Raw genomic sequence first — 22491 nt, 5'->3', positions numbered from 1 at the left:
AATGTCAGTTAGAAAATTAAAACCTATTACCCCGGGTCAGCGTTTTAGAGTTGTGAATAGCTTTGACACTATTACAACTGATAAGCCGGAGCGTTCATTACTTGCTCCGAAAAAAAACTCAGGAGGTAGAAATAGTCAAGGAAAAATGACCATGCGCTACATTGGTGGTGGTCATAAACAAAAGTATCGTATTATTGATTTTAAAAGAACTAAAGTGGGAGTTCCTGCTGTAGTTAAAACAATCGAATACGATCCAAATCGTTCTGCTTTTATATCTTTATTGGCTTATGCTGATGGAGCTAAAACTTATGTAATTGCTCAGAATGGTTTACAAGTTGGACAAACTGTAGTTTCTGGTCCAGATGCGTCTCCTGAAATTGGAAACACATTGCCTTTAAGTAAAATTCCTTTAGGTACAGTTATTTCATGTATCGAATTAAGACCAGGTCAAGGAGCTGTTATTGCTCGTTCTGCAGGTACTTTTGCACAATTAATGGCAAGAGATGGTAAGTATGCTACAATTAAAATGCCTTCAGGTGAAACAAGATTAATCTTGTTGACTTGTTCAGCTACGATTGGAGCTGTATCAAATTCTGATCATCAATTGGTTGTTTCAGGTAAGGCTGGTAGATCAAGATGGTTAGGTAGAAGACCTAGAACAAGACCTGTTGCAATGAACCCTGTTGATCACCCAATGGGAGGTGGTGAAGGCCGTTCGTCAGGAGGTCACCCTCGTTCAAGAAAAGGTTTACCTGCTAAGGGTTATAGAACTCGTTCTAAAGTTAACCCAAGTAATAAGTATATTGTAGAACGTAGAAAGAAATAATTAGATAAACATGGCACGTTCATTAAAAAAAGGACCTTATGTTCACTATAAATTAGAGAAAAAAGTTCAAGAAAATATAGAGAAAGATAATAAAGCTGTTATCAAAACTTGGTCAAGAGCTTCTATGATTACTCCAGATTTTGTTGGTCAAACTATCGCAGTGCATAATGGTCGTCAATTTGTACCAGTTTACGTTACAGAAAACATGGTAGGACATAAATTAGGGGAATTTTCGCCAACGAGATCTTTTAGAGGTCATGCTGGTGCAAAAAATAAAGGTAAAAAATAATAAGAAGCTATGGGAGTTCGTAAAAGAGAAAGAGCAGAGCAGATTAAAGAAGCAAAAACGCAAGTAGCTTTTGCTAAATTAAATAACTGCCCTACTTCGCCAAGAAAAATGCGCATTGTAGCAGATTTAGTTAGAGGTCAGAAAGTAGAATTAGCTCTTAATATATTAAGATTTAATAGTAAAGAAGCTTCAAGAAAATTAGAGAAGTTATTATTGTCTGCTATCAATAATTATGAGCAGAAAAATACAGAAACTAGTGTTGAAGAAGCAGGCTTATTTGTTAAGGAGATCAGAGTAGATGGTGGAATGATGTTAAAAAGATTGCGTCCAGCACCTCAAGGTCGAGCACACAGAATTAGAAAACGCTCAAATCACGTAACTATCGTGTTGGGTTCAAATAATAACACACAAAGCAATTAATAAACAGTATGGGACAAAAGACAAATCCAATCGGAAATAGACTTGGTATCATCAGAGGATGGGACTCAAACTGGTATGGAGGAAATGATTATGGTGATAAAATCGCTGAAGATTTTAAAATCAGAAAGTATATCCATGCGCGTTTATCAAAAGCTAGTGTATCTAAAGTAATTATTGAGAGAACTTTAAAACTTGTAACCGTTACTATCACTACTGCTAGACCTGGTATTATTATCGGTAAAGGTGGACAAGAGGTAGACAAGTTAAAAGAAGAGCTTAAGAAAATTACTGACAAAGAAATCCAAATCAATATCTTTGAAATCAAAAGACCTGAGATTGATGCGTATTTAGTGGCAAACAGTATTGCGCGTCAAATCGAAAGCAGAATTTCTTACAGAAGAGCTATCAAAATGGCTATTGCGGCTGCTATGAGGATGAATGCTGAAGGAATTAAAGTTTTAATTTCTGGTCGTTTGAATGGAGCTGAAATGGCTCGTTCAGAAGGTTTTAAAGATGGTAGAATTCCTTTGTCAACTTTCAGAGCTGATATTGATTATGCATTAGCTGAAGCTCATACTACATATGGTAGAATGGGAATCAAAGTATGGATAATGAAAGGTGAGGTTTATGGAAAAAGAGATCTTTCTCCGTTAGTAGGTATGGATAAACAAAAATCTAAATCTACAGGATCTACTGGAAAAGGTAAACCGAATGCTAATTCACGCAAAAGAAAGTAATTTTTTAAATTAAAGAAAAATGTTACAGCCTAAAAGAACAAAATACCGCAAGGTACAGAAAGGTAAAATGAAAGGTGTTTCTCAAAGAGGACATGAACTTTCTAATGGTATGTTTGGAATAAAATCTTTAGACTCAACTTTTATCACATCACGTCAAATTGAAGCAGCTCGTATTGCGGCAACACGTTTTATGAAAAGAGAGGGGCAATTATGGATTAAAATTTTTCCAGATAAGCCAATCACCAAGAAACCTCTTGAAGTACGTATGGGTAAAGGTAAAGGTGCAGTTGAATATTGGGCTGCAGTTGTAAAACCTGGAAGAATCATGTTTGAAGTTGGAGGAGTGCCTCTATCTGTTGCAAAAGAGGCGTTACGTCTTGCTGCGCAAAAACTTCCAGTTAAAACTAAGTTTGTCGTTGCTAGAGATTTCGAAGCATAATCAAAAAATATTATGAAACAATCAGAAATAAATAATCTATCTGCAGCTGAGTTACAACAAAAACTTAGTGAGTTAAAGAGAAAGTATGCTGAATTAAAAGCAGCTCATACTATTTCTCCAATCGAAAATCCTCTTCAAATAAGAACTATTAGAAGAGCAGTTGCTAGAGTTGCAACTGAATTAACTAAAAGAGAGTTACAATAATTGTATTCTGCTGAAAGATGGAAAAAAGAAATTTAAGAAAAGAAAGAGTTGGTGTTGTTACTAGTAACAAAATGGAGAAATCTATTGTTGTTTCTGAAACAAGAAAAGTAAAACACCCTTTATACGGTAAGTTCGTGTTAAAGACAAAAAAATATGTTGCACACGACGAAACAAATGACTGTAACATTGGTGATACAGTAAGGATCATGGAAACAAGACCTTTAAGTAAATCTAAATGTTGGAGATTAGTTGAAATCATTGAAAGAGCTAAGTAACCATGGTACAACAAGAATCAAGATTAAAAGTAGCAGATAACACGGGAGCTAAAGAAGTTTTAACTATTCGTGTTTTAGGAGGGACGAAACGTCGTTATGCCTCTGTTGGAGATAAGATTGTAGTTTCAATAAAAGATGCAACACCTAACGGAAACGTGAAAAAAGGTGCTGTTTCAACTGCAGTTGTTGTACGTACTAAAAAAGAAGTGAGAAGAGCTGATGGATCTTATATCCGTTTTGACGATAACGCATGTGTATTGTTAAACGCTGCAGGTGAAATGAGAGGTACTCGTGTTTTTGGTCCGGTTGCAAGAGAACTTCGTGAAAAACAATTCATGAAAATTGTATCATTAGCACCAGAGGTGCTTTAATTCTAAAAATGATGACAAAGCTAAAAATTAAATCAGGAGACGTAGTAAAAGTGATTGCTGGTGACCACAAAGGTTCAGAAGGTACTGTGTTACGTGTAATCCGTGACAAAAATAAAGCGGTAGTTGAAGGAGTGAACATGGTTTCTAAACACACAAAGCCAAGTGCAAAAAATCCTCAAGGTGGTATCGTTAAGAAAGAAGCTCCTATTCATATTTCTAATTTATCTTTAATTGATCCAAAATCAAAATCAGTTACTAAGGTAGGTTTTAAAGTTGAAGGAGATAAGAAAGTAAGAGTTTCAAAAAAATCTAATCAAGTATTATAGTAATGGCTTATATACCTAGATTAAAAGAAGAATATAAGAGTAGAGTAATCTCTGCTCTTACTGAAGAGTTCGGTTACAAAAATGTTATGCAAGTTCCAAAACTTGAAAAAATTATTGTAAGCCGTGGAGTTGGTGCTGCAGTTTCTGATAAGAAATTAGTTGATTATGCAGTAGAAGAAATAACAAAAATTACAGGTCAAAAAGCAGTAGCTACAATTTCTAAAAAAGACGTTGCGTCTTTTAAATTAAGAAAAGGTATGCCTATTGGTGCTAAAGTAACTTTAAGAGGAGAAAGAATGTATGAGTTCTTAGATAGATTGATTACTTCTTCTTTACCTCGTGTAAGAGATTTTGGTGGAATTAAATCAACTGGTTTTGATGGTAGAGGTAATTATAACTTAGGAGTTTTAGAGCAAATCATTTTCCCAGAAATTGATATTGATAAAGTAAATAAAATTGCTGGTTTCGATATTACTTTTGTTACTTCTGCAAACACAGATAAAGAAGCAAAATCATTATTGTCAGAACTAGGTTTACCTTTTAAAAAGAATTAAGACATGGCAAAAGAATCAATGAAAGCCCGTGAGGCGAAAAGAGAAGCTTTAGTAGCTAAATATGCAGAAAAAAGAAAAGCTTTGAAAGAAGCTGGAGATTATGAAGCATTACAAAAATTACCTAAAAACGCTTCTCCTGTTCGTTTACACAATCGTTGTAAGTTAACTGGAAGACCAAGAGGGTATATGCGTCAATTTGGTATTTCACGTGTAACTTTCCGTGAAATGGCAAATCAAGGATTAATTCCAGGAGTTAAAAAAGCTTCTTGGTAATATCGCAATTATTTTATACTTTTGCAATCCAAAAAATAATTTTAATTGGTTAAAGGTTCATTTGGTGAGTACCCTATGAAAACCGTAACCGCAAATTTATACATATGTATACAGATCCAATTGCAGATTTTCTTACGAGAATTAGAAATGCTGTTAGAGCGAATCACAAAATTGTTGAGATTCCAGCTTCTAAATTGAAAAAAGAAATCACAAAAATTTTATTCGATCAAGGATATATTTTAAGTTACAAATTTGATGATAGTTCAGTTCAAGGAACTATTAAAATTGCACTTAAATATGATAAAGAGACTAAAGAGTCTGTTATTAAAGATATCCAAAGAATTAGTAAACCAGGTTTACGTAAATATGCTGGCTCAACTAAGTTACCAAGAATTTTAAACGGTTTAGGTGTTGCTATTGTTTCAACTTCTAAAGGTGTTATGACAGGTAAACAAGCTAAACAGCTTAATGTTGGTGGGGAAGTAATTTGTTACGTATATTAATAATAAAGACGAAAGAATGTCAAGAATAGGTAAAAATCCAGTTGCAATTCCAGCAGGAGTAACCGTAGAGGTTAAAGATGCTGTAATTACAGTAAAAGGAAAATTAGGCGAGCTTTCTCAGGAATTTTCTGATGTTACAGTGAAAGTTGAAGATAACCAAGTTATCGTTGAGCGTTCATCAGATCAAAAGAATGAAAGAGCGAAACATGGACTTTATCGTGCTCTTATAAACAATATGATTGTAGGAGTTTCAGAAGGTTTTACAAAACAATTAGAACTAGTTGGAGTTGGATATAGAGCTTCTAATCAAGGTCAAAAACTTGATTTAGCTGTAGGTTTTTCTCACAACATAGTTATGGAGATTGTTCCAGAAGTTACCGTTGAAACTATATCTGAAAAAGGTAAAAATCCAATAGTAAAATTATCATCATTTGACAAACAATTATTAGGTCAAGTATCTGCTAAAATCAGAGCTTTCCGTAAACCAGAACCTTATAAAGGAAAAGGAATTAAGTTTGTAGGTGAAGTATTAAGAAGAAAAGCAGGAAAATCAGCTTAAAAATTAAGACTATGTCATTAACAAAAACTGAAAGAAGACAAAGAATAAAATTCAGAATTAGAAAAGTTGTTAGCGGAACTGCTTCTCAACCTAGACTTTCTGTATTTAGATCTAATAAAGAAATCTATGCACAAATCATAGATGATGTTAACGGTGTTACACTAGTTGCTGCATCTTCTCGCGATAAGGGAGTAACTAAAGGTACAAATGTTGAAACTGCTAATGCAGTTGGGAAATTAGTAGCTGAAAAAGCTCTTAAAGCTGGTATTTTAAGTATTACTTTTGATAGAGGTGGATATTTATACCATGGTCGTGTTAAATCATTAGCTGAAGGAGCAAGAGAAGCTGGACTTAAATTCTAAGAAATTATGTATCAAAAATATAAAAATGTAGAGCTAGTAAAACCAGGTGGTCTTGAATTAAAAGATCGTTTGGTTAGTGTAAACCGTGTAACTAAAGTTACTAAAGGAGGTAGAGCATTTGGATTTTCTGCTATTGTTGTAGTAGGAGATGAAAATGGAGTTGTTGGACACGGATTAGGTAAATCTAAAGATGTATCTGAAGCTATTGCTAAAGCAGTTGAAGATGCAAAGAAGAATTTAGTTAGAATACCTTTGAATAGTGCAACTGTGCCTCATGAACAAAAAGGTAAATTTGGTGGAGCAAGAGTGTTTTTAATGCCTGCTTCTCATGGTACTGGAGTTATTGCTGGTGGTGCTGTGCGTGCGGTATTAGAGTCAGTTGGTGTACACGATGTATTATCAAAATCTCAAGGTTCATCAAACCCTCATAACGTTGTTAAAGCTACTTTTGATGCTTTATTACAAATGAGAAGTGCTTTAACTGTTGCTAAGCAAAGAGGAATTTCTCTAGAAAAAGTATTTAAAAGTTAAAAATTCAAGGAAAATGGCAAAAATTTTAGTAAAACAAGTTAAAAGCAAAATCAACTGTCCTGAAACTCAAAAAAGAACTTTAGAATCTTTAGGGTTAAGAAAATTAGGGCAAGTTGTTGAGCATGACGCAAGTCCTGCTGTCCTTGGAATGGTAAATAAAGTTAAACACTTAGTTTCTGTTGAAGAAACTAAATAATAATATTCGTTATGAATTTAAGTAACTTACAACCAGCTGAAGGTTCAGTTCACAACCAAAATAAAAGAGTAGGTAGAGGAGAAGGTTCTGGTAAAGGTGGTACCGCTGCAAGAGGTCACAAAGGAGCAAAATCTCGTTCTGGATATTCAAAAAAGATTGGTTTTGAAGGTGGTCAAATGCCGCTTCAAAGACGTGTACCAAAGTTTGGTTTTAAAAATATTAATAGAGTTGAATATCAAGGAATTAATCTTGATACTATTCAATCTTTAGTTGATAATGGTGTTATTACTGACACTTTAGATTTATCAGTAATAGTTGATAGTCGTTTGGCTACAAAAAATAGCTTAGTAAAGATTTTAGGAAGAGGTGAGCTAAAAGCTAAACTTAAAGTAAGTGCTCACAAATTTACTGCTACTGCAAAAGCTGCAATTGAAGCTGCTGGTGGAGAAGCTGTAACTTTATAATCCTTTTAGTAAAATGAAGAAATTTATAGATTCATTAATCAACGCTTGGAAAATAGAAGAGTTAAAAAATAGAATTTTATTAACCCTTGGAATGTTATTAGTTTACCGTTTCGGTGCGCAAGTAACACTTCCAGGTATTGATGCTACTAAATTAGGAAATCTTACTAATCAAACCGATCAAGGTATAGGATGGTTAATCAATGTATTTACAGGGGGCGCGTTTTCGCAAGCCTCTGTATTTGCATTAGGTATCATGCCTTATATTTCAGCTTCAATTGTAGTTCAGTTAATGGGTATTGCAATACCATATTTACAGAAATTACAAAAAGATGGTGAAAGTGGAAGAAAGAAAATCAATCAAATTACTAGATGGTTAACAATCTTAATCACATTGGTACAAGGTCCTGGTTATATATATAATCTATATACAACGCTACCTGCAGATGCCTTTTTATTAGGATTTGCCTCTTTTTCATTCTTGTTTTCATCTGTTTTGATTCTTGTTACAGGTACTATATTTGCTATGTGGCTTGGTGAAAAAATTACAGATAAAGGAATAGGAAATGGAATTTCTTTGTTAATTATGGTTGGTATTATTGCAAGAATGCCTCAAGCATTTATTCAAGAAATTAGCTCTAGAACAATTCAAGCAAATGGAGGAATTATGATGATTGTACTTGAAATTGTTTTGTGGTTTGTAATTATTATTGCTTGTATTTTACTTGTAATGGCTGTTAGAAAAATACCTGTTCAATATGCAAGAAGAACTGTATCAGGTGATTTTGAGCAAGATATGATGGGTTCAAGACAATTTATACCTTTAAAGTTAAATGCTTCAGGTGTAATGCCAATTATCTTTGCTCAAGCTATTATGTTTATTCCCGCAGCTGTTTCTGGACTTTCTAAATCAGATACTGCACAATCAGTAGCAGGAATGTTTAGTAATCCATTCGGATTGGTATATAATATAGTATTTGCTTTGTTAATTATTATTTTTACGTATTTTTACACCGCAATTACTGTACCAACTAATAAAATGGCTGATGATTTGAAAAGAAGTGGCGGTTTTATTCCTGGAATTAGACCAGGTGTTGAAACTGGAGACTACTTAGATAGAATAATGTCTTTAATCACCTTTCCAGGTTCTTTATTCTTAGCATTAATAGCAGTTTTTCCTGCTGTCGTGGTGAGTTTATTGAAAGTGCAAGGTGCATGGGGTTATTTTTATGGTGGTACTTCTTTATTAATTATGGTAGGAGTTGCAATTGATACTATTCAACAAATAAATTCTTATTTATTGAATAAACACTATGATGGATTGATGAAAACTGGTAAAAATAGAAAAGCAGTAGCTTAAATTATTTTTTATGGCAAAACAATCAGCAATAGAACAAGACGGAACAATAGTAGAGGCATTGTCTAATGCTATGTTTCGTGTAGAATTAGAAAATGGACATGTTGTAATTGCTCATATTTCTGGTAAAATGCGAATGCATTATATTAAATTATTACCAGGAGATAAGGTAAAACTTGAAATGAGCCCTTACGATTTAACAAAAGCAAGAATTACATATAGATACTAAAGCTAGTAAAATGAAAGTAAGAGCATCAGTAAAAAAGAGAAGTGCCGAGTGCATTATAGTGCGTAGAAAAGGAAGATTATACGTGATTAATAAAAAGAATCCTAGATTTAAACAAAGACAAGGATAATTATGGCAAGAATTGCAGGGGTAGATATACCTAAACAGAAAAGAGGAGTTATTGCTTTAACATACATATTTGGTATTGGCAGTAGCAGAGCTAAAGAGATTTTAGCTAAAGCTCAAGTTAGCGAAGATAAAAAAGTTCAAGATTGGAATGACGATGAAATCAGTGCGATTCGTGACGCTGTTTCTTATTTCAAAATTGAAGGAGAATTGCGTTCAGAAATTCAATTAAACATCAAACGTTTAATGGATATCGGATGTCAAAGAGGTATTCGTCATAGAGCTGGACTTCCATTAAGAGGTCAAAGAACTAAAAATAACTCTAGAACTAGAAAAGGTAAAAGAAAAACTGTTGCTAATAAGAAAAAAGCAACTAAATAATAAGTAAGTAATATGGCTAAGGCAACAACAAAAAAACGTAAAGTTATCGTTGAATCTACAGGAGAAGCACATATTAATGCTACTTTTAATAACATTATTATTTCTTTAACGAATAAGAAAGGTGAAGTTATTTCTTGGTCTTCAGCTGGTAAAATGGGCTTTAGAGGTTCTAAAAAGAACACTCCATACGCAGCTCAAATGGCAGCAGAAGATTGCACTAAAGTAGCACTAGAGGCTGGACTTAAAAAAGTAAAAGTTTACGTTAAAGGTCCTGGAAACGGAAGAGAGTCAGCAATTCGTTCAATTCACAATGGTGGAATTGAAGTTTCAGAAATTATTGACGTTACTCCAATGCCTCACAATGGATGTAGACCTCCAAAAAGAAGAAGAGTATAATTATAAGTATAACCAAGATAGAATAACGATTATCGAAGGATTATTTGACCTGAATTCATAATCACTATCTTAATTAATTTTTAAAAATGGCAAGATATACTGGTCCAAAAACTAAAATTGCTCGTAAATTTGGCGAAGCAATATTCGGAGAAGATAAAGCCTTCGAAAAAAGAAATTACCCTCCAGGGCAACACGGTTTAGCAAAAAAGAGAGGTAAAAAATCTGAATATGCTGTTCAGTTAATGGAAAAGCAAAAAGCGAAATATACATATGGTATTTTAGAGCGTCAATTCAGAAATTTATTTGAAAAAGCTTCTGCTGCATCAGGTGTAACTGGTGAAATTTTATTACAATTATGTGAATCTCGTTTAGATAACGTAGTGTATAGAATGGGTATCGCTCCTTCTCGTAGAGCAGCTCGTCAAATTGTATCTCATAGACATATTACTGTAAATGGTGAGTTGGTAAATGTACCTTCTTATCATTTAAAAGCTGGAGACAAAGTAGCTGTTCGTGAAAAATCAAAATCTCTTGAAGCTATTGAAAGATCTTTATCTAATTCTTCTCAAGTATATGAGTGGATTACTTGGAATAATGATACAAAAGAAGGTACTTTTGTTTCTGTTCCTCAAAGACTTCAGATTCCAGAAAATATTAAAGAGCAACTAATCGTTGAGTTGTATAACAAATAAAAACTGACTTTAGTCGAAATATGGCATTATTTAATTTTCAAAAGCCCGATAAAGTTATCATGATCGATTCAACCGATTTTGAAGGTAAATTTGAATTTAGACCTTTAGAACCTGGTTACGGATTGACTGTTGGTAATGCATTAAGAAGAGTTTTACTTTCTTCTCTAGAAGGATACGCTATTACATCTGTAAGAATTGAAGGAGTTGAGCATGAATTTTCAACTATTTCTGGTGTAGTAGAAGATGTTACAGAAATTATCTTAAACTTAAAACAAGTACGTTTCAAACGTCAAATTGAAGATGTAGATAATGAATCTGTTTCTATTTCTATCTCTGGAAAAGAGCAAATAACTGCAGGTGACTTCCAAAAATTCATTTCAGGTTTTCAAGTTTTAAATCCTGATTTTGTAATTTGTAATTTAGATAGTAAAACTACTATCAATATGGAATTATCTATCGAAAAAGGTAGAGGATATGTTCCTGCTGAAGAAAACAAAAAAGCGAACGCTCCTATTGGAACTATTTTTACAGATTCAATTTACACTCCAGTAAAAAATGTAAAATATAGTATTGAGAATTTCCGTGTGGAACAAAAAACTGACTATGAAAAATTAGTTTTTGAAATCATTACAGATGGCTCAATTAATCCTAAGGATGCATTAACTGAAGCAGCTAAAACGTTGATTCACCACTTTATGTTGTTTTCTGACGAAAGAATTACACTTGAGGCTGATGAAATTGCTCAAACAGAATCTTACGATGAAGAATCTTTACACATGAGACAGTTGTTAAAAACGAAACTTGTGGATATGGATTTGTCAGTTAGAGCTTTAAATTGTTTAAAAGCGGCTGAAGTTGATACACTTGGAGACTTAGTTTCTTTCAATAAAAATGACTTAATGAAATTCCGTAATTTCGGTAAAAAATCATTAACTGAGCTAGATGAATTAGTTGCAGCTAAGGGTTTGAACTTTGGAATGGATTTAGGTAAGTACAAATTAGATAAAGAATAAATTACTTCATATTTTGCTCTCCAAGGTGGATTGTAGCAAGATGAAGGTTAAATAGTAAGGTCATGAGACACGGAAAAAAATTCAATCACTTAAGCAGACAAAAAGGACATAGAACTGCTATGTTAGCAAATATGGCTTGTTCTTTAATTGAGCATAAGCGTATTAACACTACAGTTGCTAAAGCAAAAGCTTTAAAACAATTTGTGGAGCCTTTAGTTACAAAGTCAAAAGAAGATACAACTCACAACAGACGTATTGTATTTTCTTATTTAAGAAATAAATATGCAGTAACTGAATTATTCAGAGAAGTTTCAGCTAAAGTTGGTGATCGTCCAGGAGGATATACACGTATCATTAAAATGGGTAACCGTTTAGGTGATAACGCTGATATGGCGATGATCGAATTAGTAGATTTCAATGAATTATACAAAGGTGGTAAAAAAGAAGAGAAAAAAGCAACTACACGTCGTAGTAGAGCTAAAAAATCAGATGCTAAACCAGCTACTGAAGCTCCTGCTGCTGAAACTTCTGAAAACACTGAAGCTACTGAATAATCATGAAAAGATGATTAAAAATAAAAAAAGGATAAACTATTATAGTTTATCCTTTTTTTATATCTTTTTCTTAAATCATTATTTTGCATTAAATTTGCACAAACAACACACAAATGAAATATAATAATAGACCACAAGCTATCTTATTGTTGAAAGATGGCACCATTTTTTATGGAAAATCAATTGGTATTGAAGGAACTACTTTTGGAGAAGTAGCTTTTAATACAGGAACAACTGGATATCAGGAAATTTTCACAGATCCTTCTTATTTTGGACAAATAATGGTTACCACTAATGCTCATATTGGTAATTATGGTGTAAATTCTGATGAAGTGGAGTCAAACGGTGTTAAAATTTCTGGCTTAGTTTGTAAAAACTTTAGTTTCAACTATTCAAGAGATAATGCTTCTGAAAGTTTATTCGATTATTTACAAAAACAAAATTTAATTGTTATTTCTGATGTTGATACTAGAGCACTAGTAAGTTATATTAGAGATAATGGTGCCATGAATGCAATCATTTCTACTGATGGAACAGCAATAGAAATCTTAAAAGAAAAGCTAAAGCAAGCACCTGAAATGAATGGTCTTGAATTAGCATCTAAGGTTTCTACTAAAGAGCCTTATTTTTTTGGGAATAAAGATGCAAAATATAAAATATCTGCTTTAGATTTAGGTATTAAAACGAATATCCTTAGAAATTTAGCCGCTAGAGATTGTTATATTAAAGTATTTCCTTATAACGCAGGTTTTGAAGATTTGAAGTCCTTTGAGCCAGATGGATACTTTTTGTCTAATGGGCCTGGAGATCCTGAACCATTGCATAGTGCACAACAAGTTGCAAAAGATATTCTTCAAGAAAACAAACCTCTTTTTGGAATTTGTTTAGGTCATCAAGTAATTGCTTTAGCAAATGGGATTTCTACTTATAAAATGTTTAACGGTCATAGAGGAATTAATCACCCTGTTAAGAATTTAATTACTGGTAAAGGGGAAATTACCTCTCAAAATCATGGGTTTGCAGTTGTTAAAGAAGAACTAGATCAACATCCCGAATTAGAATTAACGCACCAACACTTAAATGATGGTACTGTGGCTGGAATGCGTATGAAAAATAAAAACTGTTTTTCAGTTCAATATCACCCTGAAGCAAGCCCTGGACCTCATGATTCTTCTTATTTATTTGATCAATTTATTGAAAATATAAAATCTTCAAAGAACTAAAACGTTATCGTTTATAAGTTTTTTGAATTTGACAATTTTATTACGTTTTTAGTTTTAAATTTGTTAGTATTCGTAAAAAATATTAATTAAAAATATAAAGAATGAGCATAATTATTAAAGTTCACGCAAGACAAATTTTAGATTCTAGAGGTAATCCTACAGTTGAAGTAGATGTAATTACTGAAAACGGAATTTTAGGTAGGGCAGCAGTTCCAAGTGGGGCTTCAACAGGAGAACATGAAGCAGTTGAGTTGCGTGATGGTGGTAAAGCTTTTATGGGTAAAGGGGTTCTGAAAGCTGTTGAAAATGTGAACACAACAATAGCTGCTGAGATTGTGGGGATGTCTGTTTTTGAGCAAAATGCAATCGACAAGACCATGATTGAATTAGATGGAACTTCAAATAAATCAAAATTAGGAGCAAATGCTATTCTAGGAGTCTCTTTAGCAGTTGCTAAGGCGGCTGCAAATGAATTAGGCTTGCCTTTGTATCGATATGTGGGTGGTGTTTCAGGTAATACATTACCTGTTCCAATGATGAATATTATAAATGGGGGTTCTCATTCTGATGCTCCAATTGCTTTTCAAGAATTTATGATTATGCCTGTTAAAGCAACTTCTTTTACTCAAGCCATGCAAATGGGTACCGAAATTTTTCATAATTTAAAGAAAGTATTACACGACAGAAACTTATCTACTGCTGTGGGTGATGAAGGAGGTTTTGCACCAAATTTAGCAGGTGGAACTGAAGATGCTTTGGATTCTATTAAATTAGCGGTTACCAATGCAGGTTATGTTTTTGGAGAGGATATTAAAATAGCTTTAGATTGTGCTTCTGCAGAATTTTATGTAAACGGGAACTATGATTATTCTAAATTTGAAGGTCCAACAGGTAAAGTAAGAACATCTGCAGAGCAAGTAGATTATTTAGCAGAATTAGTAGCTAAATATCCAATTGTTTCTATTGAAGATGGTATGGACGAAAATGATTGGGACGGTTGGAAATTATTAACTGAAAAAATCGGAGATAAAGTACAATTAGTTGGGGATGATTTATTTGTTACCAATGTGGAAAGATTATCCAAAGGTATTGAGAAAGGAATTGCCAACTCAATCTTAATTAAAGTGAATCAAATTGGTACACTTTCTGAAACAATAGCTGCAGTAAATATGGCACATAATGCAGGTTACACCTCTGTAATGTCGCATCGTTCTGGAGAAACAGAAGATAACACCATTGCAGATTTAGCAGTTGCTTTAAATTGTGGGCAAATTAAAACAGGTTCTGCTTCACGTTCTGATCGTATGGCTAAATACAATCAACTATTACGTATTGAGGAAGAATTAGCAGATGTAGCTTATTTTCCAGGAGAAAAAGCATTCAAGCAAAAATAAAATTACTTGTAAATACAATTTTAAAAACCCGATGCTGTAAAAAAGGCATCGGGTTTTTTTGTAAATTATGGTTTGTTAAATCATAAAGTTAAAGCTATCAAACTATAACGATATATTATTGTTAATTCCTTTAAAATTACATTAGAATTCGTTAAATTCGCAGAATACTTTACAAATTTTCAAAAACACATAATATAAGATGTCGAAAACTGCAATATTAGAAATTGATGGCAAAAAGTATGAGTTTCCTGTAATAGTTGGAACTGAAAATGAGGTTGCTATCGATATAGAGAAGTTGCGTGGTGCAACTGGTGCTATTACATTGGATCCTGGATATAAAAATTCAGGTTCTTGCAAAAGTGAAATTACTTTCTTAGATGGTGAAGAAGGAATTTTACGTTATAGAGGATATTCAATCGAAGATCTAGCTGATAAAGCTGATTTCTTAGAGGTTGCTTACCTTTTAATTTTTGGTGAATTACCAAACCAAGCTCAATTAGATAAATTTGAGAACGATATTAGAAAGCACACTTTGGTAAATGAAGAAATGAAATCTATTCTAGAAGGTTTCCCAAAAACAGCTCATCCAATGGGGGTTTTATCTTCTCTTACAAGTGCTTTAACAGCTTTTAATCCAAAGTCTGTTAATGTTGAAAATGAAAAAGAAATGTATGACGCTGTTTGTAAAACAATGGGTAAATTCCTTGTAATTGCAACTTGGACATACAGAAGAAGAATGGGCTTCCCTTTAAATTATTATGATAATACAAAGGGATATGTTGAGAATTTTATGCGTTTAATGTTTGAAATTCCTACACAACCCTACAAAATGGATCAAAAAATTGTAGATGCTTTGGATAAATTATTTATTCTACATGCTGATCACGAGCAAAACTGTTCTACGTCTACAGTAAGAATTGTAGGTTCTTCTCATGCTGGTTTATTTGCTTCTATTTCTGCTGGTGTTTCTGCTTTATGGGGACCTTTACATGGAGGTGCTAATCAAGCGGTTTTGGAAATGTTAGAGGAAATCAACAATAATGGAGGCGATGTTGCTAAATATGTATTAAAAGCAAAAGATAAGGATGATCCATTCCGTTTAATGGGATTCGGTCACAGAGTGTATAAAAACTTTGATCCTAGAGCAACCATTATTAAAAAAGCGGCTGATGATGTATTGGATGCCTTAGGAGTAGATGATCCATTATTAGATATTGCAAAACAATTAGAAAAAGTTGCGTTAGAAGACGAATATTTCAAATCAAGAAACTTATATCCAAACGTAGATTTCTATTCTGGAATTATCTATCGTGCTATGGGTATCCCAGTTGAAATGTTTACGGTGTTATTTGCTATTGGTCGTTTACCAGGTTGGATTGCACAATGGAAAGAAATGCGTACCAACAAAGAACCAATTGGTCGTCCTAGACAAGTATATACAGGTAGTCCTTCTAGACCTTTTAAAGAAGTAAATCAAAGATAATAAATAAAAAATCCGAGTAGAACTCGGATTTTTTTATGTTTTTTATTCAGGATTTTGGTTGGACTCTTCTGTACTTGAAATATCAGTTGCTTCTTTTTTATCCTTTTTTAATTCTTCAATTTTTTCTTCTACTTTTTTAATAATGTCTTCGAAGGCTTCTCTAGCTTGATGCGATTTTTCATCTGCCCATTCACTGGCTTCATCTAGTTTCACTTTAGTAGTTTGAATAAAATCTTCCGTTTTCTCTGAAAGTTGTAATTCCTCAATCTTTTGTGAAGCAGAAGCGGCTAATTCTTCTAAAGATACTTTTGCTTCAGCTGCGAATTCAGCTGCTTTGTCTAAAGTTTCGTCGGCAGTAACTTTGGCTTTGCCAAATAAGCTGTTAAAAAAATTTGAAAGTCCCATAATGTGTGTTGTTTTTTATCAAATGTATACAATTTATGTTTACAAATATTTATTTTTTTAGAATTATGCAATTACATTCCTTTTTCTATCTTTGCCGTATGAGCGCTATGAAAAGGCGAATTAATAGTCAATCACTATGTTGCAATTAAATATAAAGAACGAGTCTTCAAGACTTAGAGCTGTAGTTTTAGGAACTGCAGTAAGTAACGGACCAACTCCAAAAGTGGAAGAGGCTTATGATCCCAAGTCATTAGAACATTTATTAGCAGGTACTTATCCCATTGAAGCAGATATGATTCAAGAAATGGAAGCTTTTAATGCGGTGTTTGAAAAATATGAGGTTCAAGTATTTCGACCAGAAATTATCGAAAATTACAATCAAATCTTTTCAAGAGATATCGGTTTTGTAATTGATGATATTTTTATAAAAGCAAATATCCTTCCAGATAGAGAAAGAGAATTAGACGCCATTCAATATGTTTTAGATCAAATTGATCCTACCAAAATTGTGAGACCACCAGAAGAAGTACATATTGAAGGTGGAGACGTTATGGTTTGGAACGATTATATTTTTATTGGTACGTATAAAGGTTCGGATTATAAAGATTATATTACAGCAAGAACCAATATGCATGGGGTAAATTATATTAAAGAGTTGTTCCCACATAAAATTGTAAAAGAATTTGATTTGGTAAAGTCTAAAATAGAACCTCGTGATAATGCGTTACATTTAGACTGTTGTTTTCAACCTTTGGGAACCAATTTAGGTATTATCTATAAAAGTGGTTTTAGAGAAGAAGCCGATTATATGTACTTAGTAAATCTTTTTGGAAAAGATAATTTATTCCACATCGATAGAGAAGAAATGTATCATATGAATTCGAATATTTTTTCAATTGCTCCCGATGTAGTGGTTTCTGAAAGAAATTTTACTCGTTTAAATAACTGGATGAGAAGCAAAGGAATCACCGTAGAAGAGATTCCGTATGCTGAAATATCAAAGCAAGAAGGACTTCTAAGATGTTCGACTTTGCCTTTAATTAGAGATTAATTTTGTATGGCTTTAAGGGTAAAGTTTGTGCAACTTTTAGCCTAAAACTTACAACACACAACTTATAACGATAAATAAAATGAATCAAACAACAAATACCATACTAATGATTCGTCCGGTAGCTTTCCGAATGAATGAACAAACGGCTGTAAATAATTATTATCAAAAAGTATTGGATGATTTATTGCCAGCGACCGTTAACGCAAAAGCACAAGCTGAATTTGATGCGTATGTTGAAAAGTTACGAGCAGTAGGAATACAAGTTATTGTAGTTGATGATACCCTAAATCCAGATACACCGGATAGTATTTTTCCAAACAATTGGGTTTCTTTCCATGAAACAGGTGATGTGGTTTTGTATCCCATGTTTGCTGAAAATAGAAGATTAGAACGTAGAGAAGATATTCTAGATATCATTGAAGATAACGGTTTTGTGATTAACGAAATCATGGATTATACCGAAGCTGAGGAAGATGGGTATTATTTAGAAGGAACAGGAAGTATTGTTTTGGATAGAGCCAATCAAATTGCATATTGTGCGTTATCTCCAAGAGCCGATGAAGAATTGTTTATCGAGTTTTGCGAAGATTTTGAATACGATCCTGTTATTTTTGAAGCTTTTCAAACCGTAAATGGAGAACGCAAGCATATTTATCATACGAATGTGATTATGTGTGTGGCTGAAACCTTTGCTGTTATTTGTGCGGATTGTATTGATGATAAAGCGGAAAGAAAAATGGTGCTTTCTAAACTGAAAGAATCAGGAAAAGAAGTTATTGTAATCAGTGAAGAACAAGTTAATAATTTCGCTGGAAATATGTTGCAAGTAAGAGGCACAAATGACGAACGCTTCTTAATTATGAGTAATGCAGCTTACGAAAGTTTAACACCGTCTCAAATTGAAAAAATTGAAAAACATTGCAAAATCGTGCATGCTAGTTTGGATATTATTGAGGCTTGTGGTGGAGGAAGTGCACGTTGTATGATGGCAGAAGTATTTTTACCAAAAGCAGAATAAATGTTATCAAGAAAAACAAAATATGGGATTAAGGCATTAATTTATATTGCAAAGCAAGATGATTTAATGCCTGTCCTTATTTCTGAAATTTCAGAAAAAGAGAATATTTCTAAAAAGTTTTTAGAAGCAATTCTTTTAGATTTAAAGAAAATTGGACTAGTTGGTTCTAAAAAAGGAAAAGGAGGCGGGTATTATTTATTAAAAAACCCTAAAGAAATTACAGTGGCTACCATTATCCGTTTTTTAGACGGACCAATAGCTTTATTGCCTTGTGTAAGCCTTAATTTCTATGAAAAATGCGACGATTGTCCGAGTGAAGAAACGTGTTCCTTAAATAAATTGATGATTCAGGTGCGTGATAACGCGCTTAATGTATTGGAAAAGAAGACTTTATACGATTTGGCAAATTTTTAAAAAAATTTTTTCAAAATACCCTAGTAAATCGATAGACTAATAGTATATTTGAAAAATGAAATAAATTTAAAAGTTATGTTATTAGATTTGATTAGACCCAAGAAGTCTTTTGAGCTAGGAAAAGAGGTTAAAGTCTCTGCATATAAGGCAATTACGTGGCGTATTGTAGGTACAATCGATACGATGGTGGTGTCTTATTTTATGACAGGTAGCTTTAAAGTCGCTTTCTCAATTGGAGGATTTGAGGTGTTTTCAAAAATGATATTGTACTTTTTTCACGAAAGAGCTTGGGCAAAATGGACAAAATAAAAGAAAGGTTAACCCAACTTAATGCAGTTTTACAAGGATTAAGTTTAGAAGAAAGTTTGGCTTTTGTAAATGAGAATTTAGAAGGTAAGAAAGTATTCTCCACTTCATTCGGAATTGAAGATCAGGTATTGACTCATTTTTTGTATCCTCTTAAAAATGATTTTTCATTTTTTACTTTGGATACGGGCCGAATGTTTAACGAAACCTATGAGGTGTTCCAAAAGACACAAACAAAATACAAAGGATTAGCAATAAAAACCTATTTGCCGAATCAACAAGATATTCAAGAGTATATTGATTCAGATGGTATTAATGGGTTTTATGATAGTATTGAAAGCCGAAAAAAATGTTGCTTTGTGCGAAAAGTAATTCCTTTGCGTAAAGCTTTAGAAGGAGCTTCGGTTTGGGTAACGGGTTTGCGAGCAGAACAATCTCAAAATAGAGAAAGTATGGCTTTTTTAGAATGGGATGAGGACAACCAATTAATTAAATTCAATCCGTTGTTGTCTTATACATTAGAGCAGTTAGAAACATTGGTTAACCAAAACAATATTCCTTTAAACAGTTTGTATAAAAAGGGGTATTTAAGCATTGGTTGTGCTCCATGTACCAGAGCTTTAGCTGAAGGAGAAGATTTTAGAGCCGGTAGATGGTGGTGGGAAAACGGAAAAAAAGAATGCGGATTACACATCCATATAGCGAACAATAATTAATTTTTAAAAGTAAGTATAATGCGAAATTATTTAGAAGAATTAGAAAACGAGAGCATTTATATCTTAAGGGAAGTAGCAGCTCAATTTCAAAAGCCTGTGCTTTTATTTTCGGGTGGTAAAGATTCAATAACAGTAGCACGATTAGCGCAAAAAGCGTTTTATCCTGCTAAAATTCCGTTTGTCTTTATGCATATCGATACCGGTCATAATTTTCCAGAGACCATTACTTTTAGAGATCAATTAATTAAAGAATTGGGTGTGGAATTAGTCGTGCGTTATGTACAAGATAGTATCAATTCCAATAAAGCTCAGGAAGAAACTGGTAAATATGCAAGTCGGAATTCGTTGCAAACCGTAACACTTTTAGATGCCATTGAAGAATTTGGCTTTGATGCATGTATAGGTGGTGCCCGTAGAGACGAAGAAAAGTCGAGAGCTAAAGAACGTATCTTCTCAGTACGTGATGATTTCGGACAATGGGATGCCAAAAAGCAACGTCCAGAAATGTTTACTATCTTAAATGGGAAAATTAATTTTGGTGAAAACGTACGAGCATTCCCAATTAGCAACTGGACAGAAGAAGACGTTTGGAGTTATATCAAGCAAGAAAATTTAGCGTTGCCTTCTATTTATTTTGCGCACGAAAGAAAATTAGTCAAAAGAGACGGTGCCTTTTTAGCGCATTCCGAGTATTTGAATTTAGTAGATACCGACGAAATTGTAAACGATGTTGTTCGTTTTAGAACCGTGGGAGACATGACGTGTACCGCTGCGTTACTTTCTAATGCTGCCACTATTGAAGAAGTGATGTATGAAAACAAAGCTTCAAAGTCGTCTGAAAGAGGAGCGCGAATCGATGATAAACGTTCGGAAGCCGCATTGGAACAAAGAAAAAAAGGAGGGTATTTTTAATGACAGGATTATTAGATTTTTAGATTATTTGATTTTTTGAAGCATAGAATCTTCGAACTACTCCATAATCCAACAATCGAACCGTCCAATAATCAAACTATCGAATAAAACAAATGGAATTACTAAAAATAAATACAGCAGGAAGTGTAGATGATGGAAAAAGTACCTTAATAGGGCGCTTTCTTTACGATAATAATGCGCTAACCATTGAACAAGAAGAGTTGGTGCGCAAGAAAACAAAAGAAAAAGGATTAGAAGATTTAGATTTTTCGGTGATTACCGATGGATTAATTGCCGAGCGTGAGCAAGGTATTACCATAGATGTGGCACATATCTATTTTTCTTCAGCAGTGAGAAAGTTTATTATTGCTGATAGTCCTGGACATATCGAATATACCCGTAACATGGTAACGGGTGCGTCCAATTCCGATTTGTCGATTATCTTGATTGATGCTCGTAAGGGCTTATTGGAACAAACCCATCGTCATTATTTTATCAGTCGCTTGTTGCGTTTGCAATCGGTGGTGTTTTGTATTAATAAAATGGATTTGGTCGATTATAGTGAAGACGTGTATTTGAACATTGCTTCCGATATTGACAAAATGATACGTCAGTTAGAGCCATTGGAACAAGAGATTGCGATTATTCCTATAAGTTCTTTAAAAGGGGATAATGTGGTGCATTTTTCTAAGCAAATGGATTGGTACAAAGGAGAAACCTTGTCTACTGTATTGCATGGTTTTAACAAAAAAGAAGAAGATACAAAACCGTTCCGTATGGATGTACAACAAGTATATCATGTACAAAATGAAAATTTTGTCGATTATAGAGCTTATGCAGGAAGAATTAGTTCGGGTAGTGTAAAAGTAGGCGAAACGTTGACGATTTTACCTTCTGGAAAAGCTTCTGAAGTAGTAGAAGTACGCAAGTTTACCAACACTTTAGACGAAGCACACACTGGAGATTCAATTCAAGTGCGTTTGAAAGACGATATCGATATCAGTCGCGGCATGTTATTCGTAAAAGAAAGTCAGGAGCATCTTTTTGCCAAAGAGTTGAAAGCCCGCTTGGTTTGGTTAGACGAAAAAGCTGCGAATACTTCAGCGAAATATCATATCCAAACCGGTTCGCGCACGGGAGTGTGTAAGATTCAAGAGATTGAGTATTTAATCCAACCCGAAAATCCATTAGAGCATGTAGCTTCACACGAATTGAAATTAAACGATATTGCATTGGTACAATTAAAATTGGCCAACCCTATGTATTTGGATGCTTTTGCTGCCAACAAATCGAATGGGGCTTTTATTTTAATTGATGCACAAACGAATAACACGGTTGCTGTTGGCTTTGTTCAATAGTTGAGTGTCATTTATAATTTGGTGGTAATCCCTAAGGTATTTTACTTTAGGGATTTTTTTTGTTTTATAGTGTTGACCCAATTTGCAGTAGTGGAAAGCTGTTTTAAATGCTATTTTTCTGGTTCTCGATACAATTTTCT

General features: G+C 33.5%; 36 protein-coding genes. 35 read left to right on the top strand and 1 reads right to left on the bottom strand.

The window, feature by feature from the left end; all coding sequences use genetic code 11:
- Position 1: 1 nt before the first annotated feature.
- The 28 genes from rplB to NHF47_RS15630 all read left to right on the top strand — a co-directional run bounded on the left by rplB (position 2) and on the right by NHF47_RS15630 (position 16171).
- Positions 2-826, top strand: coding sequence for a 50S ribosomal protein L2 (rplB, locus tag NHF47_RS15765; RefSeq protein WP_140996209.1), 825 nt, complete (start codon positions 2-4; stop codon positions 824-826).
- A 10-nt stretch (positions 827-836) separates the two neighbouring features.
- Positions 837-1115 (top strand): 30S ribosomal protein S19, encoded by a 279-nt coding sequence (rpsS, locus tag NHF47_RS15760; protein ID WP_045968430.1) that lies wholly within the window; start codon positions 837-839, stop codon positions 1113-1115.
- 9 nt (positions 1116-1124) lie between these two features.
- Positions 1125-1535, top strand: coding sequence for a 50S ribosomal protein L22 (rplV, locus tag NHF47_RS15755; protein ID WP_140996208.1), 411 nt, complete (start codon positions 1125-1127; stop codon positions 1533-1535).
- Positions 1536-1543: 8 nt separating this feature from the next.
- Positions 1544-2272, top strand: coding sequence for a 30S ribosomal protein S3 (gene rpsC / locus NHF47_RS15750; protein WP_252765822.1), 729 nt, complete (start codon positions 1544-1546; stop codon positions 2270-2272).
- 19 nt (positions 2273-2291) lie between these two features.
- Positions 2292-2711 carry a 50S ribosomal protein L16 gene (gene rplP / locus NHF47_RS15745; protein ID WP_045968424.1) on the top strand — a complete coding sequence of 140 codons (420 nt, stop codon included), beginning with the start codon at positions 2292-2294 and terminating at the stop codon, positions 2709-2711.
- A gap of 12 nt (positions 2712-2723) precedes the next feature.
- On the top strand, positions 2724-2915 hold the full coding sequence (gene rpmC, locus NHF47_RS15740; RefSeq protein ID WP_140996206.1) for a 50S ribosomal protein L29: 192 nt from the start codon (positions 2724-2726) through the stop codon (positions 2913-2915).
- Between the two features lie 17 nt (positions 2916-2932).
- Positions 2933-3190: a 30S ribosomal protein S17 gene (rpsQ, locus tag NHF47_RS15735; protein ID WP_109568503.1), complete on the top strand. Its 258-nt coding sequence runs from the start codon at positions 2933-2935 to the stop codon at positions 3188-3190.
- 2 nt (positions 3191-3192) lie between these two features.
- Entirely contained in the window at positions 3193-3561 is a 369-nt protein-coding gene (gene rplN / locus NHF47_RS15730) for a 50S ribosomal protein L14 (RefSeq protein WP_007803649.1), read from the top strand.
- Between the two features lie 11 nt (positions 3562-3572).
- A complete protein-coding gene (gene rplX, locus NHF47_RS15725; RefSeq protein ID WP_140996480.1) occupies positions 3573-3887 on the top strand; it encodes a 50S ribosomal protein L24 in 315 nt (104 codons plus the stop codon).
- Positions 3888-3889: 2 nt separating this feature from the next.
- Positions 3890-4441: a 50S ribosomal protein L5 gene (gene rplE, locus NHF47_RS15720; RefSeq protein ID WP_140996205.1), complete on the top strand. Its 552-nt coding sequence runs from the start codon at positions 3890-3892 to the stop codon at positions 4439-4441.
- A gap of 3 nt (positions 4442-4444) precedes the next feature.
- Positions 4445-4714: a 30S ribosomal protein S14 gene (gene rpsN / locus NHF47_RS15715; RefSeq protein ID WP_130734248.1), complete on the top strand. Its 270-nt coding sequence runs from the start codon at positions 4445-4447 to the stop codon at positions 4712-4714.
- A 104-nt stretch (positions 4715-4818) separates the two neighbouring features.
- Positions 4819-5217: a 30S ribosomal protein S8 gene (rpsH, locus tag NHF47_RS15710; RefSeq protein WP_140996204.1), complete on the top strand. Its 399-nt coding sequence runs from the start codon at positions 4819-4821 to the stop codon at positions 5215-5217.
- 16 nt (positions 5218-5233) lie between these two features.
- Positions 5234-5776, top strand: coding sequence for a 50S ribosomal protein L6 (rplF, locus tag NHF47_RS15705; protein ID WP_140996203.1), 543 nt, complete (start codon positions 5234-5236; stop codon positions 5774-5776).
- A gap of 11 nt (positions 5777-5787) precedes the next feature.
- Positions 5788-6138, top strand: coding sequence for a 50S ribosomal protein L18 (gene rplR, locus NHF47_RS15700; RefSeq protein ID WP_252765821.1), 351 nt, complete (start codon positions 5788-5790; stop codon positions 6136-6138).
- 6 nt (positions 6139-6144) lie between these two features.
- Positions 6145-6669 carry a 30S ribosomal protein S5 gene (gene rpsE / locus NHF47_RS15695; protein WP_140996201.1) on the top strand — a complete coding sequence of 175 codons (525 nt, stop codon included), beginning with the start codon at positions 6145-6147 and terminating at the stop codon, positions 6667-6669.
- Positions 6670-6682: 13 nt separating this feature from the next.
- Positions 6683-6865 (top strand): 50S ribosomal protein L30, encoded by a 183-nt coding sequence (gene rpmD / locus NHF47_RS15690; RefSeq protein ID WP_045968406.1) that lies wholly within the window; start codon positions 6683-6685, stop codon positions 6863-6865.
- 11 nt (positions 6866-6876) lie between these two features.
- Positions 6877-7329, top strand: coding sequence for a 50S ribosomal protein L15 (gene rplO, locus NHF47_RS15685; protein ID WP_140996200.1), 453 nt, complete (start codon positions 6877-6879; stop codon positions 7327-7329).
- A gap of 13 nt (positions 7330-7342) precedes the next feature.
- Complete coding sequence (gene secY / locus NHF47_RS15680; protein ID WP_252765820.1) at positions 7343-8686, top strand: preprotein translocase subunit SecY; 1344 nt, start codon at positions 7343-7345, stop codon at positions 8684-8686.
- 10 nt (positions 8687-8696) lie between these two features.
- Positions 8697-8912 carry a translation initiation factor IF-1 gene (infA, locus tag NHF47_RS15675; protein WP_045968400.1) on the top strand — a complete coding sequence of 72 codons (216 nt, stop codon included), beginning with the start codon at positions 8697-8699 and terminating at the stop codon, positions 8910-8912.
- 10 nt (positions 8913-8922) lie between these two features.
- The gene (gene ykgO / locus NHF47_RS15670) at positions 8923-9039 is read left to right on the top strand and encodes a type B 50S ribosomal protein L36 (RefSeq protein ID WP_002987490.1); all 117 of its coding nucleotides are present in this window, start codon (positions 8923-8925) and stop codon (positions 9037-9039) included.
- Positions 9040-9041: 2 nt separating this feature from the next.
- Positions 9042-9416: a 30S ribosomal protein S13 gene (gene rpsM / locus NHF47_RS15665; protein WP_140996198.1), complete on the top strand. Its 375-nt coding sequence runs from the start codon at positions 9042-9044 to the stop codon at positions 9414-9416.
- Between the two features lie 12 nt (positions 9417-9428).
- The gene (rpsK, locus tag NHF47_RS15660) at positions 9429-9812 is read left to right on the top strand and encodes a 30S ribosomal protein S11 (protein ID WP_130734256.1); all 384 of its coding nucleotides are present in this window, start codon (positions 9429-9431) and stop codon (positions 9810-9812) included.
- 86 nt (positions 9813-9898) lie between these two features.
- Complete coding sequence (gene rpsD / locus NHF47_RS15655; protein WP_140996197.1) at positions 9899-10504, top strand: 30S ribosomal protein S4; 606 nt, start codon at positions 9899-9901, stop codon at positions 10502-10504.
- Positions 10505-10524: 20 nt separating this feature from the next.
- A complete protein-coding gene (locus NHF47_RS15650; RefSeq protein ID WP_130734258.1) occupies positions 10525-11517 on the top strand; it encodes a DNA-directed RNA polymerase subunit alpha in 993 nt (330 codons plus the stop codon).
- A 62-nt stretch (positions 11518-11579) separates the two neighbouring features.
- Entirely contained in the window at positions 11580-12071 is a 492-nt protein-coding gene (gene rplQ / locus NHF47_RS15645) for a 50S ribosomal protein L17 (protein WP_140996196.1), read from the top strand.
- A 113-nt stretch (positions 12072-12184) separates the two neighbouring features.
- Positions 12185-13294, top strand: coding sequence for a glutamine-hydrolyzing carbamoyl-phosphate synthase small subunit (gene carA / locus NHF47_RS15640; RefSeq protein ID WP_252765819.1), 1110 nt, complete (start codon positions 12185-12187; stop codon positions 13292-13294).
- 101 nt (positions 13295-13395) lie between these two features.
- Entirely contained in the window at positions 13396-14688 is a 1293-nt protein-coding gene (eno, locus tag NHF47_RS15635) for a phosphopyruvate hydratase (protein WP_252765818.1), read from the top strand.
- Positions 14689-14887: 199 nt separating this feature from the next.
- Complete coding sequence (locus NHF47_RS15630; RefSeq protein WP_252765817.1) at positions 14888-16171, top strand: citrate synthase; 1284 nt, start codon at positions 14888-14890, stop codon at positions 16169-16171.
- 42 nt (positions 16172-16213) lie between these two features.
- On the opposite strand, the gene NHF47_RS15625 is transcribed toward NHF47_RS15630, so the two are convergent.
- Complete coding sequence (locus tag NHF47_RS15625; protein ID WP_252765816.1) at positions 16214-16576, bottom strand: hypothetical protein; 363 nt, start codon at positions 16574-16576, stop codon at positions 16214-16216.
- A 136-nt stretch (positions 16577-16712) separates the two neighbouring features.
- On the opposite strand from NHF47_RS15625, the gene NHF47_RS15620 reads away from it, so the two are divergent.
- The 7 genes from NHF47_RS15620 (at position 16713) to NHF47_RS15590 (ending at position 22351) form a co-directional block, all read left to right on the top strand.
- Positions 16713-17627, top strand: coding sequence for a dimethylarginine dimethylaminohydrolase family protein (locus NHF47_RS15620; RefSeq protein WP_252765815.1), 915 nt, complete (start codon positions 16713-16715; stop codon positions 17625-17627).
- Positions 17628-17706: 79 nt separating this feature from the next.
- Complete coding sequence (gene ctlX / locus NHF47_RS15615) at positions 17707-18645, top strand: citrulline utilization hydrolase CtlX (protein WP_252765814.1); 939 nt, start codon at positions 17707-17709, stop codon at positions 18643-18645.
- A complete protein-coding gene (locus NHF47_RS15610) occupies positions 18646-19059 on the top strand; it encodes an Rrf2 family transcriptional regulator (protein ID WP_159778964.1) in 414 nt (137 codons plus the stop codon).
- A gap of 87 nt (positions 19060-19146) precedes the next feature.
- Entirely contained in the window at positions 19147-19368 is a 222-nt protein-coding gene (locus tag NHF47_RS15605) for a DUF2061 domain-containing protein (protein WP_252765813.1), read from the top strand.
- The gene (locus NHF47_RS15600) at positions 19356-20081 is read left to right on the top strand and encodes a phosphoadenylyl-sulfate reductase (RefSeq protein WP_252765812.1); all 726 of its coding nucleotides are present in this window, start codon (positions 19356-19358) and stop codon (positions 20079-20081) included. The genes NHF47_RS15605 and NHF47_RS15600 overlap by 13 nt, the downstream gene beginning before the upstream one ends.
- An 18-nt stretch (positions 20082-20099) precedes the next feature.
- Positions 20100-20993, top strand: coding sequence for a sulfate adenylyltransferase subunit CysD (gene cysD / locus NHF47_RS15595; protein WP_140996187.1), 894 nt, complete (start codon positions 20100-20102; stop codon positions 20991-20993).
- Between the two features lie 113 nt (positions 20994-21106).
- Complete coding sequence (locus tag NHF47_RS15590) at positions 21107-22351, top strand: sulfate adenylyltransferase subunit 1 (protein ID WP_252765811.1); 1245 nt, start codon at positions 21107-21109, stop codon at positions 22349-22351.
- Positions 22352-22491 lie beyond the last annotated feature (140 nt).

The organism is Flavobacterium sp. NRK F7 (assembly GCF_024054195.1).
In the GTDB taxonomy this organism is placed as follows: Bacteria; Bacteroidota; Bacteroidia; order Flavobacteriales; family Flavobacteriaceae; genus Flavobacterium.
This window is presented reverse-complemented; position numbering and strand designations above follow the sequence as displayed.

Bases quoted from the DNA above. Each gene is read 5' to 3' on its own strand.
- rplB (WP_140996209.1), top strand. From the start codon at position 2: ATGTCAGTTAGAAAATTAAAACCTATTACCCCGGGTCAGCGTTTTAGA.
- rpsS (WP_045968430.1), top strand. From the start codon at position 837: ATGGCACGTTCATTAAAAAAAGGACCTTATGTTCACTATAAATTAGAG.
- rplV (WP_140996208.1), top strand. From the start codon at position 1,125: ATGGGAGTTCGTAAAAGAGAAAGAGCAGAGCAGATTAAAGAAGCAAAA.
- rpsC (WP_252765822.1), top strand. From the start codon at position 1,544: ATGGGACAAAAGACAAATCCAATCGGAAATAGACTTGGTATCATCAGA.
- rplP (WP_045968424.1), top strand. From the start codon at position 2,292: ATGTTACAGCCTAAAAGAACAAAATACCGCAAGGTACAGAAAGGTAAA.
- rpmC (WP_140996206.1), top strand. From the start codon at position 2,724: ATGAAACAATCAGAAATAAATAATCTATCTGCAGCTGAGTTACAACAA.
- rpsQ (WP_109568503.1), top strand. From the start codon at position 2,933: ATGGAAAAAAGAAATTTAAGAAAAGAAAGAGTTGGTGTTGTTACTAGT.
- rplN (WP_007803649.1), top strand. From the start codon at position 3,193: ATGGTACAACAAGAATCAAGATTAAAAGTAGCAGATAACACGGGAGCT.
- rplX (WP_140996480.1), top strand. From the start codon at position 3,573: ATGACAAAGCTAAAAATTAAATCAGGAGACGTAGTAAAAGTGATTGCT.
- rplE (WP_140996205.1), top strand. From the start codon at position 3,890: ATGGCTTATATACCTAGATTAAAAGAAGAATATAAGAGTAGAGTAATC.
- rpsN (WP_130734248.1), top strand. From the start codon at position 4,445: ATGGCAAAAGAATCAATGAAAGCCCGTGAGGCGAAAAGAGAAGCTTTA.
- rpsH (WP_140996204.1), top strand. From the start codon at position 4,819: ATGTATACAGATCCAATTGCAGATTTTCTTACGAGAATTAGAAATGCT.
- rplF (WP_140996203.1), top strand. From the start codon at position 5,234: ATGTCAAGAATAGGTAAAAATCCAGTTGCAATTCCAGCAGGAGTAACC.
- rplR (WP_252765821.1), top strand. From the start codon at position 5,788: ATGTCATTAACAAAAACTGAAAGAAGACAAAGAATAAAATTCAGAATT.
- rpsE (WP_140996201.1), top strand. From the start codon at position 6,145: ATGTATCAAAAATATAAAAATGTAGAGCTAGTAAAACCAGGTGGTCTT.
- rpmD (WP_045968406.1), top strand. From the start codon at position 6,683: ATGGCAAAAATTTTAGTAAAACAAGTTAAAAGCAAAATCAACTGTCCT.
- rplO (WP_140996200.1), top strand. From the start codon at position 6,877: ATGAATTTAAGTAACTTACAACCAGCTGAAGGTTCAGTTCACAACCAA.
- secY (WP_252765820.1), top strand. From the start codon at position 7,343: ATGAAGAAATTTATAGATTCATTAATCAACGCTTGGAAAATAGAAGAG.
- infA (WP_045968400.1), top strand. From the start codon at position 8,697: ATGGCAAAACAATCAGCAATAGAACAAGACGGAACAATAGTAGAGGCA.
- ykgO (WP_002987490.1), top strand. From the start codon at position 8,923: ATGAAAGTAAGAGCATCAGTAAAAAAGAGAAGTGCCGAGTGCATTATA.
- rpsM (WP_140996198.1), top strand. From the start codon at position 9,042: ATGGCAAGAATTGCAGGGGTAGATATACCTAAACAGAAAAGAGGAGTT.
- rpsK (WP_130734256.1), top strand. From the start codon at position 9,429: ATGGCTAAGGCAACAACAAAAAAACGTAAAGTTATCGTTGAATCTACA.
- rpsD (WP_140996197.1), top strand. From the start codon at position 9,899: ATGGCAAGATATACTGGTCCAAAAACTAAAATTGCTCGTAAATTTGGC.
- NHF47_RS15650 (WP_130734258.1), top strand. From the start codon at position 10,525: ATGGCATTATTTAATTTTCAAAAGCCCGATAAAGTTATCATGATCGAT.
- rplQ (WP_140996196.1), top strand. From the start codon at position 11,580: ATGAGACACGGAAAAAAATTCAATCACTTAAGCAGACAAAAAGGACAT.
- carA (WP_252765819.1), top strand. From the start codon at position 12,185: ATGAAATATAATAATAGACCACAAGCTATCTTATTGTTGAAAGATGGC.
- eno (WP_252765818.1), top strand. From the start codon at position 13,396: ATGAGCATAATTATTAAAGTTCACGCAAGACAAATTTTAGATTCTAGA.
- NHF47_RS15630 (WP_252765817.1), top strand. From the start codon at position 14,888: ATGTCGAAAACTGCAATATTAGAAATTGATGGCAAAAAGTATGAGTTT.
- NHF47_RS15625 (WP_252765816.1), bottom strand. From the start codon at position 16,576: ATGGGACTTTCAAATTTTTTTAACAGCTTATTTGGCAAAGCCAAAGTT.
- NHF47_RS15620 (WP_252765815.1), top strand. From the start codon at position 16,713: ATGTTGCAATTAAATATAAAGAACGAGTCTTCAAGACTTAGAGCTGTA.
- ctlX (WP_252765814.1), top strand. From the start codon at position 17,707: ATGAATCAAACAACAAATACCATACTAATGATTCGTCCGGTAGCTTTC.
- NHF47_RS15610 (WP_159778964.1), top strand. From the start codon at position 18,646: ATGTTATCAAGAAAAACAAAATATGGGATTAAGGCATTAATTTATATT.
- NHF47_RS15600 (WP_252765812.1), top strand. From the start codon at position 19,356: ATGGACAAAATAAAAGAAAGGTTAACCCAACTTAATGCAGTTTTACAA.
- cysD (WP_140996187.1), top strand. From the start codon at position 20,100: ATGCGAAATTATTTAGAAGAATTAGAAAACGAGAGCATTTATATCTTA.
- NHF47_RS15590 (WP_252765811.1), top strand. From the start codon at position 21,107: ATGGAATTACTAAAAATAAATACAGCAGGAAGTGTAGATGATGGAAAA.